Raw genomic sequence first — 16,868 nt, 5'->3', positions numbered from 1 at the left:
CTCAGCCCCGGCGCCGCGCGACGAGGTAGCGGACGGTGAAGCCGCCCATCGCGACGAGAAGGACGCCGATGAGGGCGATGAGCACGTCGATCCGGATGCCGGTGATGGCGAGGAACGCCGTGCCGAGCCCGACGATGAGGAGGATGTCCGAGAAGGCACCCTGCGCGGCCTTGTCGTACCAGGCGCCTTCGACGGACTCCTCGGGCCGGTCGATCGCGCCGCGCAGCGTGTTGCGATCGACCAGGAACGCCCAGACCAGGCCGACGAGCGCGGGGAGGGTGACGACCGTGAAGCCGATGCCCACGACGACGGGCGGGGTGGGGGCATCCCACATCGCGGCGGCGATGACGCCGACCAGGACGGCGAGGACGAGGCCGGCCGGGATCGCGATCGCCATCGCGGGAGTGCTGCTGCCGCCGCGGAGGCGTCCCCAGCGGGTGCGGTCGATGTCCGGCGCGGTCCCGTCAGTGTTCGTCATGATGCTCTCCCAGGTGTCAAGGTCGCTTTACTGTAAAGCAACCTTGACATGCCCGGGCGAGCGGCGCAAGGGTCGTGTCAGAGGCGCCGGGCCGCCGTCAGGTCGATGACGAACAGGGCCGCGCCCTGGATGACGATCGCCAGGCCGTGTCCGCGGGCATCGGCCGCGCCCAGGCGACCGCCGAACGAAGGCGTCCGTGCGGCGAGGTGCGCGCCGGTCGCGACGTAGCCCACGTCGAGCGCCGCGTTCACGAGCAGGATGCGGCGCAGCATCCGCTTCTTCGGGACGGTCTGCTGCCGGCGGGTGAACGCCGCGAGACCCGCGTCGATGGCCCCCCACATCAGCGTCTGCACGCCGAACGCGCGGGTCCGGGGGACCAGCGCGAGCGCACCGCCGACGAGGACGGATGCCGTGCCCCACCGGGTGAGGCGACGGACGACGGTGCCGGTGACGCTCTTCGCGGATGCCATGCGTCCATGATGCGGGAGCGGCGGCGCCGGGAGGCCGTTCGCCCGTCACGATCTGCACCGCCGCGCGGCGAGTCGTGACGGGCGAGGGTCGTCTCAGGCCGCGCGGGATGCCGCGAGGGCGCGACCGGCGTCGACCGCGGCCTGCTCCGCGCCGGCCTTGAGCTCGGCCGCGGCGTCGGTGAAGGCATCGAGCGCCGGGTTGACGCCCACCAGTGTGAAGGGGCGGTGGACGACGGTGAGCTCGAGACCCCAGACGTCCTCGAAGACACGGCGGAGCCACCCGGTCGAGTGGTCCCAGCCCTCGCGCGGGCTGCCGGGCGCGTAGTTGCCGCCGAGGACGGTCACGAGCGTCGCCGGCTTGCCGCGCAGCGCCGTTCCCTGCGGGTCGATCCGGGGATCCGTGTAGGCGAGGTCGAACCAGGTCTTCACGTGCTGCGAGACGCCGTAGTTGTAGAGGGGCACGGTGAACAGCAGCGCATCGGCGTCGATCAGCTCGTCAGCGAGACGCGTGCGGAGCGCGATGGCCTCACGCTGTCCGTCGGTCAGGTCCTCGACCGGCGTGAAGCCGGAGGTCACCGAGTCCCGCCAGGCGGTCGCGACGATCGGGTCGGCGGCGACATCGCGCCGCACGACGGTGGAGGACGGGTGGGCGGCGAGCCACTCCGCCTCGACGAGGTCGCCGAGCTCGCGGCTGGCGGACGTGGCGGGCAGGATGCTGGCATCGAGACCGAACAGGGTCATGTGCTTCTCCGATCAGAGTGACTATGGAAAACATAGCGGCTTTGGGAACGCTAGCACGCCTACGATTGAGTCATGGCCGATGATCACGACGCGCGACAGTGCGACGCCGCGGTCTCGCACGCGTTCTCGATCCTCGGCAAACGCTGGAACGGCATGATCCTCGACGTCCTCGGTGAGGGCGAGCTCTCGTTCTCGGGAGTGCGCCGTGCCGTCTCGGGCATCAGCGACGCCGTCCTGTCGGACCGACTCACCGAGCTCTCCGACGCCGGCCTCATCGCGCGCCAGGTCGAACCGGGCCCGCCGGTCGCGGTGACGTACGCGCTGACCGAGGCGGGGTGCCGCCTGGCACCGATCCTGACCCAGCTCGGCGAATGGGCAGACGGCAACCTCCTCCGTCGCTGAGCCTGTCGCCGTGCGGCAGCCCGACCTAGACTGGCCGGCATCGCTCCTTCGACGATGATCGGAGCCCCATGAGCTCGCCGTGGTCCGCACGGGTAGAGGTCGCCCCCGCCACCTCGCGCCTGCTGATCGAGCGCGCTCACGAAGAGCTCCTCGCGGGGAATACCGGGGATCCGCGTCTCGCCGACGTCCGTCCGCTGGTCCGCGAGTCGTGGCGTCGCTCGCTCGCCTCGGATGCCGCCGCCGAAGGCCTGCCGCGGCTCGACATGACCGCCGACGAACTCGAGGCGTACCGACGCGCGCACCCCCTGGCGGGTGTCATGGAGATGGTGCGCTCGCTGCTGCTCCCCGGCTCCGCAGAGGACTCCGGCGTCGTCGTCGCGGTCGGGGATGCCTCGGGCCGCCTCCTCTGGGTCGAGGGCGACCGCGGCATCCGCACGCTCACCGGCGACATGGGTTTCGTCGCGGGTGCGGACTGGGCCGAGGCATCCGTCGGCACCTCCGCGCCGGGAACGGCCCTCGCCCTCGACCGCGCCGTGCAGATCCGACAGGCGGAGCACTTCAACCGGTACGTGCAGCCGTGGTCGTGCACGGCGGCACCCGTGCACGACCCCGAGACGCAGCGTCTGCTCGGCGTCATCGACGTCACCGGCGGGTCGGAGGCCGTGACCCCTCAGGCGCAGCTGCTCGTCGACGCGACGGCCCGCGCCATCGAGAGCGAACTGCTCGTCGGACGCCTGCGCTCCCGGGCGGCGACGCCCAGGCGCCGGGCGACGCGCCCCGCGACGCGCCCCCACGCGACCCTGCGGGTGCTCGGGCGCGACCGTGCCCTGCTCGAGACGGCGGGGGATGCCGCGGCATCCGTCGTCGAGCTCAGTGCCCGGCACGCCGAGATCCTGCTCATGCTCGCGACCCACCGGGAGGGGCTGTCGGCCGACGCCCTGGCGGGGCTCGTCTACGGCGAGCCGGCCGTCGAGACCCTGCGACCCGAGATGGTGCGGCTGCGGAAGGTGCTCGAGAAGCGCGCGCCTCACCTCGTGCCGCTGTCGCGCCCCTACCGGCTGCCCGCCGAGCTCGAGACCGACGTGCAGCACGTCGTGTCGCTCCTCGGGCGCGGTGCGCACCGGGTCGCGCTCGCCGCCTACCCGGGCGCCGTCCTGCCCGAGTCCGTCGCCCCCGGGGTGGACGCGCTCCGCGAATCCGTCCGCGCGACCCTGCGCGAGACGCTCCTCACCGAGGCGGGCGTGGACGTCCTCCTCGCCTACGCCGACACGGCCGAGGGGTCCGAGGATGCCGAGGTGCTGCGCCTCTGCCTCGGGATGCTGCCGGCCCGGTCGCCGCGCCGCGCCGGGCTCGTCGCCCGCATCGAGGCGCTGGGCTGACGCGCTTGCGGGTGTCCGGGCACGGGGTCGTCCCGCCCGCGCAACCCGATGCAACCTCGGGCGGCGTAGCGTGCGGGCAATCCGATCCGCGGCGAGGACGCCGCATCCATGTCCGTCGAAGGAGACAGCATGACCATCGTCGAAGAGGGCGTCTCGAGCGCCTACGCCGCACCCGGCCAGCGGGGCTCGGTCGCCGAGTACCGTGCGCGCTACGGCCACTACATCGGGGGCGAGTTCGTCGAGCCCGTGAAGGGCCAGTACTTCGAGAACATCACCCCCGTCACCGGCAAGCCGTTCTGCGAGGTCGGCCGCGGCACCGTCGAGGACATCGACCGCGCCGTGGACGTTGCCTGGCAGGCGTTCGCGTCGTGGCGGAAGACGACGCCCGCCGAGCGCGCCGTCATCCTCAACAAGATCGCCGACCGCATCGAGCAGAACCTCGAGAAGATCGCCGTCGCCGAGACGTGGGAGAACGGCAAGCCGGTCCGCGAGACGCTGGCCGCCGACATCCCGCTCGCCGCCGACCACTTCCGCTACTTCGCGGGCGTTCTCCGGGCCCAGGAGGGCACGCTCAGCCAGCTCGACGAGGACACGGTGGCGTACCACTTCCACGAGCCGCTCGGCGTGGTGGGGCAGATCATCCCCTGGAACTTCCCGATCCTCATGGCGACGTGGAAGCTCGCCCCCGCGCTCGCGGCGGGCAACTGCGTTGTGCTGAAGCCGGCCGAGCAGACCCCGGCATCCATCCTGTTCCTGTTCGAGATCATCGGCGACCTGCTGCCCGCGGGCGTCGTGAACATCGTCAACGGGTTCGGCATCGAAGCGGGCGCCCCGCTCGCCTCGCACAAGCGCATCCGCAAGATCGCCTTCACCGGTGAGACGACGACGGGGCGCCTCATCATGCAGTACGCCTCGCAGAACCTCATCCCCGTCACCCTCGAGCTCGGTGGCAAGAGCCCGAACCTGTTCTTCGAGGACGTCGCCAGCCGCACCGACGACGCCTACTACGACAAGGCGCTCGAGGGCTTCACGATGTTCGCCCTCAACCAGGGCGAGGTCTGCACGTGTCCGTCTCGGTCGCTCATCCAGCGCTCGATCTACGACTCGTTCCTCTCGGACGGTCTCGAGCGCGTCGGCAAGGTCGTGCAGGGCAATCCCCTCGACCCGGCCACGATGATCGGGGCACAGGCATCCAACGATCAGCTCGAGAAGATCCTCAGCTACATCGACATCGGCAAGCAGGGCGGCGCGAAGCTGCTCACCGGCGGCGAGCGGGTCGACCTCGGCGGCGAGCTCAGCGGCGGGTACTACGTCGCGCCGACCGTGTTCGAGGGCACGAACGACATGCGCATCTTCCAGGAGGAGATCTTCGGCCCGGTGCTCTCGGTGACGAGCTTCGACGACTTCGACGACGCCATCTCGATCGCCAACGACACCCTGTACGGCCTCGGTGCGGGCGTCTGGAGCCGCTCCGGCGCCACCGCGTACCGCGCGGGTCGGGCGATCGAGGCGGGTCGCGTCTGGACGAACACGTATCACCAGTACCCCGCGCACGCCGCGTTCGGCGGGTACAAGCAGTCCGGCATCGGTCGCGAGAACCACCTCAAGATGCTCGACCACTACCAGCAGACGAAGAACCTGCTCGTGTCCTACGCCGAGGGCGCGATGGGCTTCTTCTGAGCCGACACCCCATGACCGACACCACCTACAGCAGGGTCGCCGTCTCGGACGAGGCGGCGGCTCTGCTGCGCACCCTCACCGCGCAGCACGGACCCCTGATGTTCCATCAGTCCGGCGGATGCTGCGACGGCAGCAGTCCCATGTGCTTCCCGATCGGGATGTTCCTCACCGGACCGGGAGACGTGAAGCTCGGCGACATCGACGCGGGCATCGACGATCCGATCGAGGTGTACATGTCGGCATCCCAGTTCGAGTACTGGAAGTACACGCATCTCACGATCGACGTCGTGCCCGGGCGCGGCGCGGGGTTCAGCGTCGAAGGACCGACCGGGATGCGGTTCCTCATCCGGTCCCGGATGCTAACCGCCGACGAGCTCGTCGCCTTCGGGCTCGCCTGACGCACGGCGCCCCCCGTCCGAGGGACGAGGGGCGCCGTGCGAACAGGGGACTCAGCCGTTGCAGGCTTCGCCGATCTTGCCTGCGGCGTCGGTGAACGCCGTGACGCCCGTGTTGATGTCGCCGGCGGCGGACTGCAGCGCAGCCTGGTCCTTGGCGTCGACCGCGTCGCTGATCTCGGCGAAGGTCTTCTCGAAGCTGCCCCAGGCCGTGGCGTACGCGTCGAACGCCTCGGAGACCTCGGGGTTGGTGATCTTGCCCGAGACGTCGTCGATCTTCCCGCCGATCTCGGAGAGGGTGTCGCGGACGGCGCTCGTGTCGCCGGACTGGATCGCGCTGTTGACCTCGCCGCTCGCGGCGTTGATCTCGCTCGACAGGTCGGTCATGTCGGACTGCAGGATGGAGCAGGCCTCGGCCGTGGTCTGGTCGCCGGCAGGCGCCTCGGCGTCAGCGGACGGGGACTGGGCGGCGGGAGCGGAGCTGACCGGCGCGGGGTTGGTGGTGGTGCCCGATTCGGCCGAGCCGCACCCGGTCAGGGCGAACAGTGCCAGCGTTGCGACGGCGAAGCCGGCGGAGATGGTGTGCGTACGTGACATGTGGGTCTCCTTGGTCTGCGGTGTGCGAGGACACGCACCATGACGACGCGCCCCCCGACGATCGACAACGGTAGCCGAGGAGTCCGAGCAGCTCGAACCGTGGACCGAGGGGTACTGCTGTGCTACGACGCGAACGAGGTCAGCGACCGTTCACCCGGGAGCAACCTCCCGGTCACGACCACTTGTTTGTATCGCGACGTGTCCTCTCCGATCGTGACCGTCATCCTTCCGGCGAAAGACGCGGGTCCCTACATCGGCACGACCGTCACGACTCTCGGACGCCAGTTCCAGGACCCCGGCCGGCTACGGCTGGTGGTCATCGACGACGGCTCGACGGACGACACCCGTGTGCAGGTCCAGCACTTCGCCCGCGACATGCCCCACGTGGAGATCATCTCCAATCCGCAGCCCGTCGGACTCGCCGCCGCCCGCAACCAGGGACTCGAGCGCGTGGACACCGAGTTCTTCTGCTTCGTCGACGGCGACGACTGGATGCATCCCGAGCGCCTCGAGAGCCTCATCGCCTCGATGCGCCGACTGGAATGCGACTTCGTACGCACCGACCATGTGACCGACACCGACGGCCGCCGCCGGTTGATGAGGGCGCCGCACGCGTGGCGCGGACGGGCGGTGTCGCCGCGCGAGGCGATCCTGCCTGCGGACGAGACCACCATGGTCGACTACCCCTATGCCTGGGCGGGAATGTTCCATCGCCGTATCCTGGATCAGGGTCTCGCCCACTTCGAGCCCGGACTGTTCACGGCGGAGGACCGACCGTGGATCTGGCGGCTCCATCTGCGGGCGGCATCGTTCGCCGTCGTCGACGCGCCCGCCATCCTGTACCGCCGCGGCGTCACGACCTCGCTGACCCAAGTCCTCGACCGCCGCCAACTCGACTTCCTCCCCGCCTTCGCCGAGGCGATCCGTGTCGTCGAAGACGACCACGACGCCGACAGGTTCCTGCCGAAGATCGCCACCACGACGATGTCGGTCTGCGCGTACCACCTGTTCCGCGCCCGGGCGATGTCGACCGCCGACCGCACGGCGCTGCGCAGCGGCATCCGCGATCTCCTCCGTGCCATCCCGGCGGACCAGATCGACCCCGCTCTGTCGCGCCTGTCGGATCGGCGACGCCGCATCCTTGCGCGCCTCGTGCGCGAGGTCCGCAGCGCATGACCCAGATCTTCGTCCTCAACTCGGCATACGGTCTCATGACGGCGGTTGCCGCGATGGATGCCGGTGCCCTCCCCGCCTCGTCGTCGGGTCGCATCCTGGTCGCCGTCAACGCCGCGATCATCCCCGAGGCCGGCGACGGCATCGTCGACGCCCCGCACCTGGCGGCGTTGCGGTCCCGCTTCGACCGCGTGATCGACCTCAACGAGCTGCTCGCGCCGGAGCGGCCGCCGCACTGGCGGGTCACCGTCGGCGAAGCGCCCGTGCTCGAGCGGCTGCTCCGACAGGCCTGGGGGATCGGCGACCACGCGGTAGAGCTGTTCCTGCAGAGCCCTCAGGTCGCGCCGTCGCGCGTGTTCATCGACGTCTTCATGGGCGCGCCCGTGTCGATCGTCGGCGACGGCCTGATGACCTATTCGCCCATCCGCAACCGGTGGCCGCACACGGTCGCCGGTCGTGTGGTCGGCGTCGTCTACGCCGACACCGTCCCCGGGGTCGAGCCGCTGCTGTTCGCCGGCACCGACCGGCTGCCCGTCCCGGCGACGGCTCTCCGCGCCGTCGTCGACGAGGTGGCCGCCGCGACCGACGATCCCGCCATCGACGCGCTCGGCGATCTCGATCGGCCCGCGCTCGTCCTGGGCCAATACCTCCCGGCGCTGAAGCTCATCACCGCCGACGAGGAACTGCAGATGCAGTGCGACATGATCGACCGCGCGCTCGAGTGGACGCCCGGCGCGATTGTGTTCAAGCCGCATCCGTCCGCCGCACCCGCGCTGATCGACGACCTCGCCGCGCACGCAGAGAGTCGCGGCGTGCGGTTCACCGTGTTCCGCGGCGGCACCCCCGCCGAGGTCCTGGCGCTGCGGGCCCCGTTCGTCGGCGCGGTCGCGGGATTCTCGACCGCCCTCCCGACGCTGCAGGCGCTGACCGGACTCCCCATCGCCGCCGTCGGCACCGAGCTGCTGCTGCAGCGGCTCACGCCCTATGAGAACGGCAACCGCATCCCGGTCACGATCATCGACGCGCTCACCCGTGCCGATTCGCCGTACCGGGGAGAGCGGATGCAGCACCTCGTCGACGCGGTCGGCTTCGCGATGCAGCCGGTGATCGCCGCGCACCTGCGCCCTCGCGCAGAGGAGTTCCTCACCGAGGCGACCGCCGACGAGCGGCACCGCTACTTCGCCCGCACCCGACTGAGCTCGCTCGGCCTGCCGGGCGGTGCCAGACCCGGACTGTTCGCCCGCGCCCTCGGGGCGCAGAGTGGCGCGAGTCGGATCACCGAGATCCAACTCGCCCTCCGCGGCGCTCGCCGCCGCGGCAAGCGGGCCTGGAAGGCCCTTCGAGGAGGATGACCGTGGCAGGCACCGTCGAGACGATCGCGATCATCCCCGCCCGAGGTGGGTCGAAAGGGGTGCCGGGCAAGAACGTGGCGCGCGTGGGCGGGGTGCCGCTCGTCGTCCGTGCCGTGCGGGCGGCGCACGCGTCCGGAGCCGTCGACCTCGTCGTGGTCTCCACCGACGACGAGGCGATCGCGGCCGCCGCACGCGACGCCGGCGCCCGCGTCATCGCCCGCCCGGCCGACATCTCGGGCGACACGGCGAGCTCCGAGAGTGCACTCCTGCACGCCCTCGACGTCCTCGCCGATGACGGCATCGCGCCGCGGGTGACGGCGTTCCTGCAGGCGACGAGCCCTTTCATCCCGGCCGACGCCCTGGGTGCCGGCATCGCAGCGGTTCGCGGCGGCAGCGCCGACAGCGCCTTCTCGGGACGGGAGAGCTACGAGTTCGTCTGGCGGCGGGATGCCGACGGCGCCGCATCCGCTCTCGGTCACGACGCGGCGCATCGTCCCCGCCGACAGGAGCGGGAGCCGCACTACGTCGAGACCGGCGCGTTCTACGTCTTCACGACCGACGGTTTCCGTCGCGCGCGGCACCGATTCTTCGGCCGCACCGAGATCGTCGAGGTGCCCGAGGCGACGTCGATCGAGATCGACGACCCCGCCCAGCTGCGCACCGCCCAGGCGCTCGCCCACCTCGTCGCGCCCGCCGAGCCGATCGCCGCGACGGTGGTCGTGACGGACTTCGACGGTGTCCACACCGACGACTCCGCATGGGTGGATGCCGCCGGCACCGAGCACGTGAGGGTGAGCCGCTCCGACGGCATGGGCGTCGCGCTGTTGCGCCGTGCGGGGGTGCCGATGCTGATCCTCTCGACGGAGCAGAACGCCGTCGTGCGGGCGCGGGCCGAGAAGCTGCAGGTCGAGGTCGTTCACGGCGTGGCGGACAAGGCATCCGTGCTGCGGCAGTGGGCGGCTGACCGCGGGGTCGACCTCGCCGAGACGGCGTACCTCGGCAACGACGTGAACGACCTCGCTGCGATGGCGCTCGTCGGCTGGCCGATCGCGGTCGCCGATGCGCAGCCCGAGGTCGTGGCGGCCGCACGCATCGTCCTGATGCGCCGCGGTGGCGACGGTGCGGTGCGGGAACTCGCCAACCGCATCCTCGCCGCGCGCTGACCGCACGCATCCGACAGCCAGTCGTCCGGTCCTCGCCATCGGGGGTTCATCCGTCATTCACGGTCGGAACCCACCCTGAGAGGAGTAACGACGAAAGGACTCGCCATGACGGTGACCATCGGAAACCACGTGCTCGGCGGCGGACGCCCCGTGTACGTCATCGCCGAGATCGGCCTCAACCACAACGGCGACGTCGAGCTCGCCAAGCGGCTGATCGACGTCGCCGCCGACGCCGGCGCGGACGCCGTCAAGTTCCAGAAGCGCACGCCCGAGATCGCCACCCCGGCGCACATGCGCGACACTCTCCGCGAGACGCCGTGGGGCACCATGACCTACCTCGAGTACCGCTACCGCGTCGAATTCGACCGCGACCAGTACGTCGAGATCGGCGACCACGCCACGATGCGCGGGCTGGACTGGTTCGCGTCGCCGTGGGACGTGCCGAGCGTCGACTTCCTCGAGGACCTCGGGGTCGTCGCCCACAAGGTCGCCTCCGCGAGCCTCACCGACATCGAGCTCCTCGAGGCGCTCCGCGCCACGGGCAAGCCGGTCATCCTGTCGACCGGGATGTCGACCATCGATCAGATCGACCGTGCACTCGAGGTGCTCGGCACCGACCGCACCGTGCTGATGCACGCCACGTCGACCTACCCGATGGAGCCCGAAGAGGCGAACATCAAGATGATCGCCTCGCTCCGCGACCGGTACGCCGGTATCCCCGTCGGCTACTCCGGTCACGAGCGGGGCCTGCAGATCTCCCTCGCCGCCGTCGCTCTCGGCGCCGTCGCGGTGGAGCGTCACATCACCCTCGACCGCACGATGTGGGGCTCGGACCACGCGGCATCGCTCGAGCCGACCGGCCTCGAGCACTTGGTCCGCGACATCCGTGTCATCGAGACGGCTCTCGGAGATGGCGTCAAGCGCATCTACGACGGCGAGCTGGCTCCGATGGCGAAGCTGCGCCGCGTCCCGGCATGATCATGCGCGGTGACCGTCCGGGACGCCTGCGCGTCGTCGCGATCGCCGACGCCGACTCCTTCGTGAAGTGGTCGGCGGCGCTCATCGATTCCGCGCCGTCCGCCGATCCGCACCTGCTGCTCGTGCAGACCCCGCTCGTGGTGAGCGTGACGCAGGAGCATGCGGCGTTGGCGGGCACAGGCATCCGTCCCGAGGCGGTCACCCGCGTGGCCTACGACGACATCGCCGCGTGGCTGGCGAAGGACCGCCCCGACGTCGTCGTCATCGGGGGCCGCGGTCCGTTCGTGCGCCTCGTGATGCGTCAGATCGACCGGGTCACGCCGCGCCCGGTGGTCGTCTCGGGTCTGCCCGGGATGTCGATCCCGGCCCAGCGGGGTGCGGCGCTCTACCGCCGGCACTGCGACCTGATGGTCGTCCACTCGAAGCGCGAGCTGCGCGCGTTCCGGCAGCTGGCGGATCGGCTCGGGCTCACGATGCGCTTCGGCCTGGCCACCCTGCCGTTCGCCCGCCCCGCCCACGAGGCCATGGGTGGCACGGACCTCGTCTTCGCCGCGCAGGCGATCGTGCCGCGCGAGCCCGAGGAACGGCGCCAGCTCGCCGAGATCCTCCGCGCCGCTGCCCTCGCCGACCCGACCCGGCGCGTGGTCCTCAAGCTGCGCAGCCGGCCCGACCTCGGCGAGGCCGAGACGCACTTCGAGCGCACCGAGCTGACCGACCTCCTGCGCGATCGGCCCGACAACCTCGTCTTCTCGCACGAGCCGATGTCTCGGGCGCTCGAGACCGCCGAAGGGCTCGTGACGGTCAGTTCCACGGCCGCGATCGAGGCGATGGCGATGGGCCTGCCCGTCATCGCGCTCACGACGTTCGGGGTCTCGAAGAGCCACCTCAACACGGTCTTCAGTCGGAGCGGCGTGCAGGGGGGTGCCGACGACGTGATCGCGCGGCGGTTCCGTCATCCCCACACCGCATGGCTGGCAGACAACTACTTCCACGACGCGACCGAGTCGACGTGGTGGTCGGACGTCGAACGGCTCGTCGACATGCGCCGCCGAGGCGCGCTCGCGCCGCGCGTCGTGCCGATCGCCCGCGGCGGGCGCCTTCACGAGGCGTGGCAGCGCAAGGCCGTCCTCGGCGCGGAAGATCACTCGGTCCTCGGAGCCGTCGCGCTCGCCGTGGGCGCCCCTCTCGTCTGGGGCATCCTGACGGCCCGCAAGGTGCTCGGCCGCCGCGGCGCCGAGTCGTGGTCCGACGCGGGCAGCGACATCACGGTGACGCCCGCGCGCTATCAGGACCCCATCGTGCGCCCGCGCCGATCCGTCCTGGCGACCGCCGTCATCGACTGAAGATCGCCCCGAACACCCCGCTCTGCAGCGCGAACCAGACGATCACGATCGCTCCGCCGATCAGGATGGTCGCCCACGGCACGGCCGTCTTCAGTCGGCGACCGCTCGGGGCGACGCCCGGCGGCGGGCGGAGCGCCTCGACCGGCGGCGCGAACGGGAGGGCGCCCGCCACCCCGTCGGGCGCGCTGCCCGCGGCGCCGCCGTCGACGCCGGATGCCGCTGCGCCGGCGGCGGGCATCGCCAACCGGTCGTCCCGCCACCGCTCCCACTGCGCGAGCTTGTCCATCAGTGCACCGACGACGGAGAACAGCCATCCCCACGTCCGCGGATCGAGGGTGGAGAAGTCGCGCTTGCCGTACAGGAACAGCCAGTCGTCGACGATCTCGACATCGAGCTGCGCGGCGTTGTCGATGAACCTCGCCATGATGTCGGGCGTGAAGAGGTAGAGCGCGTCCTGCTCGTAGCCCTCCGGGCAGTAGAGCGAGAAGTATTTGTCGAAGTCGCCCTCGAGGCTGAGCCGCTGGTGCTTGTCGAACGTCTGCGGCAGGTTCGTGCCCAGGAAGGTGTTGTTGCCCTCGGCATCCAGCACGATGTGGGGCAGCGGCGTGCCGAGCCGGATGGCGACGTAGCCCCAGCGGTGGGTGGTGCGGTTCTTGCCCGACCCGGTCGTGTACCGGTAGTTCCCGAACTCGACCAGGCGGGGCTGCTCGCCCCGGAGGATGTCCGTCGCCGTGCGCGAACTGCCGAGCGAGAAGATCATCCCCGGCAGCGGCGGGTTGGATGCCTGCGGGTACCAGGTCATGCCGTTCGCCCGGGCGAAGTGGTCGAGTCGGTACCAGCGCACACCGCCGTTGCGGTACGCCTTCACGATGAGGGCGGTCAGGCCGACCGCGATGAGGCCGACCACGAGGATGATCGCGATCGACCCGGCACCCTCGGGCGGTGAGCCCTCGAAGAACGGGGCGAACACGAGTCGGAAGACGAGGTTGACGACGACGAGGCCGAAGACCCCGACGACGGCGACGATGAGGCATCCCGCGGCCCAGCCGGCGGTCTTCGGCGCGCGCCCCGTCGACAGAAGCTGCTTGCGGTACGCCCGCGCCGTGGCCGCGTCGACGGGGTCGGTCAGAGGTCGCGCGTCGAAGGCGGGGCTGCTCATGCGGCCACGGTACCGAAAGCGCCACCCCGCGAGAGATCCTGCTCGCGGGGTGGCGTCGGGTGCACGTTCTGTGCCTGCGGCGGGTGTCAGCCGGCGTGGGCCGCGCGCGCGTCGACGACCCACGTCACTCCGAAGCGGTCGGTGAGCATGCCGAAGCCGGCGCTCCACGGCGACGCGGCGAGCGGCTCGATGACCGTCGCGCCGTCGGCGAGGGATTCCCAGCGCGCGGCGACCTCGTCGAGGGTGTCGCCCTGCAGCGAGACGAAGAAGGCCCGGTCGGTGATCGTGGCGCCGTTCTCGCGGCGGGTCGAACCGGCCACGGCCTCGGCGCCCCGCGTCTCGCCCGGGACGTCGTACGCCATGAGCTGGAAGCCGTCCGCCGCGAGGAGGATGCCGAACACGACCTTCTCGGCGCCGGGCGCCTCGGCGGGCATGCCGACCTGCGCGTACGTCGTCACCGAGACGGTGCCGTCGAACACGCGGCCGTAGAACTCGAGCGCGGCGCGGGCGTCGCCGTGGAAGTTGAGGTGCGTGGTGGTGGAGAGGGTCATGGTGGTCCTTCGGTCGGTGGCTGTCTGCCGGGATCCACTCTTCGCCGCATAGAGGACCGTTTCTGTCCGCTTCTCGAGCAGGATGGAGGAATGTCGTCGCCGTCGCACCGCATGCTGGATCTGCTGTCCGTCCTGCAGTCGCGCCGCGACTGGGGAGGTCAGGAACTCGCCGACCGGCTCGGGGTGACCGTCCGCACGGTCCGTCGGGACGTCGACCGGCTGCGGGAGCTCGGTTACGCGATCACGGCGGCGAAGGGCCCGTACGGCGGGTACCGACTGAGCCCAGGCGACGAACTGCCACCCCTCCTCTTCGACGACGAGCAGGCCGTGGCCATCGCCGTCGCGCTGCAATCGGCATCCGGAGTCGACATCACGGATGCCGCGGCCCGAGCCCTCGCGACGCTGCGGCAGGTCATGCCGTCGCACCTGCGCCACCGCATCGACGGGATCCGGTTCGAGGCGGGGCCGCCGGCCGAGCAGGTGGCGACCGCCGCGCTCGAAGCGGTGAGCGTCGCCGCACGCGAGAGCCGGACGCTGCGCTTCGACTACGGCGACGACGCCGATCGGCCCACCCGGCACGCGGAACCGCACGCCGTCGTCGCTCGGGACGGACGCTGGTACGTCGTCGCGTGGGACCGGGATGCCGCGGACTGGCGCATCCTCCGGCTCGACCGGCTGCGGCCCCGCCAGGGCGGCGGCGTCCCTTTCGAGCCGCGCGAGATCCCGACGGGGGATGCGCAGACGTATCTCGTGGCCAGGTTCAAGGGATCCGAGACGGCGGACCGGTGGCCCGTGACGGGAGAGATCGCCCTGCCGCTGCCGGCGCGGCAGATCGCGCCGTGGCTCGGCGACGCCGAGCTCGCGGAGCGCCCGGACGGCACGTGCGTCGTGCGGGTCGGGTCGTGGTCGTGGGCGGGGGTGCTCGCCTGGGCACTGCGGTTCGATGAGCCGTTCGAAGTCCTCGGCCCACCCGAGTTGGCCGCCGCGGCGGCCGAGGCGGGGAGCCGGATGGCGGCGTCCGTGGCCGGGCCGGTCATCCGCTAGACTGTTGTGGTTGTCCGTCTGCGCTCATGCGCGGAATCAGCGGACACGTGCATCAACCCTCCTGATGCCGGGAAATGCTCGGCATCCGTTCTAGTCCGAAGGAGGTGGGTTAGTGACGCACATCCACCAGTACGAACTCATGGTCATCCTCGACCCCGAGATCGACGAGCGCCAGGTCGCTCCCAAGCTCGACGGTTTCCTCAAGGTCATCACCGCAGACGGTGGCACCATTGACAACGTCGACGTCTGGGGCAAGCGCCGTCTCGCCTACGAGATCCAGAAGAAGAACGAGGGCATCTACGCCGTCGTCAACTTCACCGGCACGAGCGACGCGACGAAGGAGCTCGACCGTCAGCTCAAGCTGAACGAGCAGATCATGCGTACCAAGGTCCTCCGCGCCGAGGAGGCGATCGCTCAGGTCGCCGCCGAGAAGGAGCGCGCTGAGGCCAAGGCCGCCCGCAAGGCTGCGAAGGCCTAAGGCTCATGGCCGGCGAGACCATCATCACGGTCGTGGGAAACCTCACGGCGGACCCCGAGCTGCGCTACACGCAGAACGGCCTGCCCGTCGCGAACTTCACGATCGCATCGACGCCGCGCAGCTTCGACCGTCAAGCCAACGAGTGGAAGGACGGCGAAGCGCTGTTCATGCGCGCGTCGGTCTGGCGCGAGTTCGCTGAGCACGTCGCAGGCTCGCTCACCAAGGGCATGCGGGTCGTCGCGACCGGCCGCCTGAAGCAGCGCTCCTACCAGGACCGCGAAGGCAACAACCGCACGGCGATCGAGCTGGAGGTCGACGAGATCGGCCCCTCGCTCCGCTACGCGACCGCACAGGTCACCCGCGCCGCGTCCAGCGGTGGCAATGGTGGCGGCGGTGGCGGCAGCTTCGGCGGCGGTCAGCAGCAGTCGCGTCCGCAGGTGCAGGCAGACGAGCCCTGGGCCACGCCCGGGTCTTCGGCCCCTGACGCCTGGAGCGCGCCCGGGACGAGCTACGGCGACGACACCCCGTTCTGATTCGAATTCCGGATGCCGCGGGCTGCGGCATCCACCTCTCTTAAGGAAGACACATGGCTGGAAAGGCAACCGGCGATCGCCGCAAGCCGCGGAAGGGCGCGAAGAACGCCGCTCCCGCGAAGGCGATCCGCGTCGGCGTCATCGACTACAAGGATGTCGCGACGCTTCGCAAGTTCATCTCGGAGCGTGGAAAGATCCGCGCCCGTCGTATCACCGGAGTCTCGGTGCAGGAGCAGCGTCTGATCGCCAAGGCGATCAAGAACGCCCGTGAAATGGCGCTCCTGCCCTACGCCGGCGCTGGCCGGTAAGGAGTACCGACATGGCAAAGCTGATTCTCACGAACGAGGTCGCCGGGCTCGGTAGCGCAGGCGACGTCATCGAGGTCAAGAACGGGTACGCCCGTAACTACCTCATCCCCCAGGGCTTCGCTGTGGCCTGGACCCGCGGTGGCGAGAAGCAGGTGGCGTCTATCCGCGCCGCTCGCGAGTCCCGCGCGATCCACGACCACGAAGAGGCTGTGGCGCTCAAGAACACGCTCGAGTCGAACACGGTCAAGCTGGCCGTCAAGGCCGGCGCAGAAGGCCGCCTGTTCGGTTCGGTGAAGACCGCCGACGTGGCCGACGCCGTCAAGGCCGCCGGTTTCGGTGACCTCGACAAGCGCAAGATCCACATCACCTCGCCGATCAAGGCCGTGGGCGAGCACGAGGCGACCATTCGCCTGCGTGACGACCTCACCGCCGTGATCACCCTGCAGGTGGTCGCCGCCAAGTAATCCTGGCGCGCGGTTCGGATGCCGCGGTTCCCTCCCTTCGGGGCGGGGACCGCGGCATCCGGCGTTTGCGGGGCGTGTGTGCGGGGGTGCGGGTGTTCGCGGGTGTTCGCGGATGCAAGGGTTTCGGGGCGACACGCCGGGCTGAGGGGCTCGGAGTCGGGGTGTCGCTCGGGATCTATT

The 16,868-nt window shown here is 70.6% G+C and carries 20 protein-coding genes; 14 read left to right on the top strand and 6 right to left on the bottom strand.

Annotation, left to right across the window (positions count from 1 at the left end; genetic code table 11):
• Nucleotide 1 precedes the first annotated feature (1 nt).
• The 3 genes from Q9S78_RS01820 to Q9S78_RS01810 all read right to left on the bottom strand — a co-directional run bounded on the left by Q9S78_RS01820 (nt 2) and on the right by Q9S78_RS01810 (nt 1,689).
• A complete protein-coding gene (locus Q9S78_RS01820; protein ID WP_311868526.1) occupies nt 2-478 on the bottom strand; it encodes a hypothetical protein in 477 nt (158 codons plus the stop codon).
• 77 nt (nt 479-555) lie between these two features.
• Nucleotides 556-948, bottom strand: coding sequence for a DUF6992 family protein (locus Q9S78_RS01815; RefSeq protein WP_116227789.1), 393 nt, complete (start codon nt 946-948; stop codon nt 556-558).
• Nucleotides 949-1,041: 93 nt separating this feature from the next.
• On the bottom strand, nt 1,042-1,689 hold the full coding sequence (locus Q9S78_RS01810; RefSeq protein ID WP_311868523.1) for an FMN-dependent NADH-azoreductase: 648 nt from the start codon (nt 1,687-1,689) through the stop codon (nt 1,042-1,044).
• Nucleotides 1,690-1,761: 72 nt separating this feature from the next.
• Between Q9S78_RS01810 and Q9S78_RS01805 the strand changes: the two genes are divergently transcribed.
• The 4 genes from Q9S78_RS01805 to Q9S78_RS01790 all read left to right on the top strand — a co-directional run bounded on the left by Q9S78_RS01805 (nt 1,762) and on the right by Q9S78_RS01790 (nt 5,548).
• Complete coding sequence (locus Q9S78_RS01805) at nt 1,762-2,091, top strand: winged helix-turn-helix transcriptional regulator (protein WP_018187780.1); 330 nt, start codon at nt 1,762-1,764, stop codon at nt 2,089-2,091.
• Between the two features lie 68 nt (nt 2,092-2,159).
• A complete protein-coding gene (locus tag Q9S78_RS01800; RefSeq protein WP_311868521.1) occupies nt 2,160-3,470 on the top strand; it encodes a GAF domain-containing protein in 1,311 nt (436 codons plus the stop codon).
• 129 nt (nt 3,471-3,599) lie between these two features.
• The gene (gene exaC, locus Q9S78_RS01795; RefSeq protein ID WP_026302942.1) at nt 3,600-5,150 is read left to right on the top strand and encodes an acetaldehyde dehydrogenase ExaC; all 1,551 of its coding nucleotides are present in this window, start codon (nt 3,600-3,602) and stop codon (nt 5,148-5,150) included.
• A gap of 11 nt (nt 5,151-5,161) precedes the next feature.
• A complete protein-coding gene (locus Q9S78_RS01790; protein ID WP_018187777.1) occupies nt 5,162-5,548 on the top strand; it encodes a DUF779 domain-containing protein in 387 nt (128 codons plus the stop codon).
• A 51-nt stretch (nt 5,549-5,599) separates the two neighbouring features.
• Here the strand turns inward: Q9S78_RS01790 and Q9S78_RS01785 are convergent, their stop codons facing one another.
• On the bottom strand, nt 5,600-6,142 hold the full coding sequence (locus Q9S78_RS01785) for a hypothetical protein (RefSeq protein ID WP_311868517.1): 543 nt from the start codon (nt 6,140-6,142) through the stop codon (nt 5,600-5,602).
• Nucleotides 6,143-6,340: 198 nt separating this feature from the next.
• Between Q9S78_RS01785 and Q9S78_RS01780 the strand changes: the two genes are divergently transcribed.
• From Q9S78_RS01780 to Q9S78_RS01760, 5 genes are all read left to right on the top strand, one after another.
• On the top strand, nt 6,341-7,318 hold the full coding sequence (locus tag Q9S78_RS01780; protein ID WP_231370911.1) for a glycosyltransferase family 2 protein: 978 nt from the start codon (nt 6,341-6,343) through the stop codon (nt 7,316-7,318).
• Nucleotides 7,315-8,667: a polysialyltransferase family glycosyltransferase gene (locus tag Q9S78_RS01775; RefSeq protein ID WP_311868514.1), complete on the top strand. Its 1,353-nt coding sequence runs from the start codon at nt 7,315-7,317 to the stop codon at nt 8,665-8,667. The genes Q9S78_RS01780 and Q9S78_RS01775 overlap by 4 nt, the downstream gene beginning before the upstream one ends.
• Nucleotides 8,664-9,830, top strand: coding sequence for a cytidylyltransferase domain-containing protein (locus Q9S78_RS01770; protein WP_311868512.1), 1,167 nt, complete (start codon nt 8,664-8,666; stop codon nt 9,828-9,830). The genes Q9S78_RS01775 and Q9S78_RS01770 overlap by 4 nt, the downstream gene beginning before the upstream one ends.
• Before the next feature lie 105 nt (nt 9,831-9,935).
• Entirely contained in the window at nt 9,936-10,808 is an 873-nt protein-coding gene (locus Q9S78_RS01765) for an N-acetylneuraminate synthase family protein (protein ID WP_116227783.1), read from the top strand.
• The gene (locus Q9S78_RS01760) at nt 10,805-12,151 is read left to right on the top strand and encodes a DUF6716 putative glycosyltransferase (protein ID WP_116227782.1); all 1,347 of its coding nucleotides are present in this window, start codon (nt 10,805-10,807) and stop codon (nt 12,149-12,151) included. Before Q9S78_RS01765 ends, Q9S78_RS01760 begins: the two co-directional genes overlap by 4 nt.
• On the opposite strand, the gene Q9S78_RS01755 is transcribed toward Q9S78_RS01760, so the two are convergent.
• Nucleotides 12,141-13,310, bottom strand: a complete 1,170-nt coding sequence (locus Q9S78_RS01755) for a hypothetical protein (RefSeq protein WP_311868506.1) — start codon at nt 13,308-13,310, stop codon at nt 12,141-12,143. The genes Q9S78_RS01760 and Q9S78_RS01755 overlap by 11 nt on opposite strands.
• Before the next feature lie 86 nt (nt 13,311-13,396).
• Nucleotides 13,397-13,861 carry a VOC family protein gene (locus tag Q9S78_RS01750; protein WP_311868505.1) on the bottom strand — a complete coding sequence of 155 codons (465 nt, stop codon included), beginning with the start codon at nt 13,859-13,861 and terminating at the stop codon, nt 13,397-13,399.
• 90 nt (nt 13,862-13,951) lie between these two features.
• Here Q9S78_RS01750 and Q9S78_RS01745 point away from each other — a divergent pair, with 90 nt between their 5' ends.
• The 5 genes from Q9S78_RS01745 to rplI all read left to right on the top strand — a co-directional run bounded on the left by Q9S78_RS01745 (nt 13,952) and on the right by rplI (nt 16,688).
• Nucleotides 13,952-14,905, top strand: a complete 954-nt coding sequence (locus tag Q9S78_RS01745; RefSeq protein ID WP_311868502.1) for a helix-turn-helix transcriptional regulator — start codon at nt 13,952-13,954, stop codon at nt 14,903-14,905.
• Nucleotides 14,906-15,017: 112 nt separating this feature from the next.
• Nucleotides 15,018-15,383 carry a 30S ribosomal protein S6 gene (gene rpsF, locus Q9S78_RS01740; RefSeq protein WP_018187768.1) on the top strand — a complete coding sequence of 122 codons (366 nt, stop codon included), beginning with the start codon at nt 15,018-15,020 and terminating at the stop codon, nt 15,381-15,383.
• Between the two features lie 5 nt (nt 15,384-15,388).
• Nucleotides 15,389-15,916 carry a single-stranded DNA-binding protein gene (locus Q9S78_RS01735; protein WP_018187767.1) on the top strand — a complete coding sequence of 176 codons (528 nt, stop codon included), beginning with the start codon at nt 15,389-15,391 and terminating at the stop codon, nt 15,914-15,916.
• 53 nt (nt 15,917-15,969) lie between these two features.
• Nucleotides 15,970-16,224 carry a 30S ribosomal protein S18 gene (rpsR, locus tag Q9S78_RS01730; RefSeq protein ID WP_005054609.1) on the top strand — a complete coding sequence of 85 codons (255 nt, stop codon included), beginning with the start codon at nt 15,970-15,972 and terminating at the stop codon, nt 16,222-16,224.
• Nucleotides 16,225-16,235: 11 nt separating this feature from the next.
• Entirely contained in the window at nt 16,236-16,688 is a 453-nt protein-coding gene (gene rplI, locus Q9S78_RS01725; RefSeq protein ID WP_018187766.1) for a 50S ribosomal protein L9, read from the top strand.
• Nucleotides 16,689-16,868: the final 180 nt, after the last annotated feature.

It is taken from the genome of Microbacterium aquilitoris (assembly GCF_031932285.1).
Classification (GTDB): domain Bacteria; phylum Actinomycetota; class Actinomycetes; order Actinomycetales; family Microbacteriaceae; genus Microbacterium; species Microbacterium aquilitoris.
The sequence above is the reverse complement of the archived record's forward strand: the minus strand, read 5'-3'. Positions and strand labels throughout refer to the sequence as shown.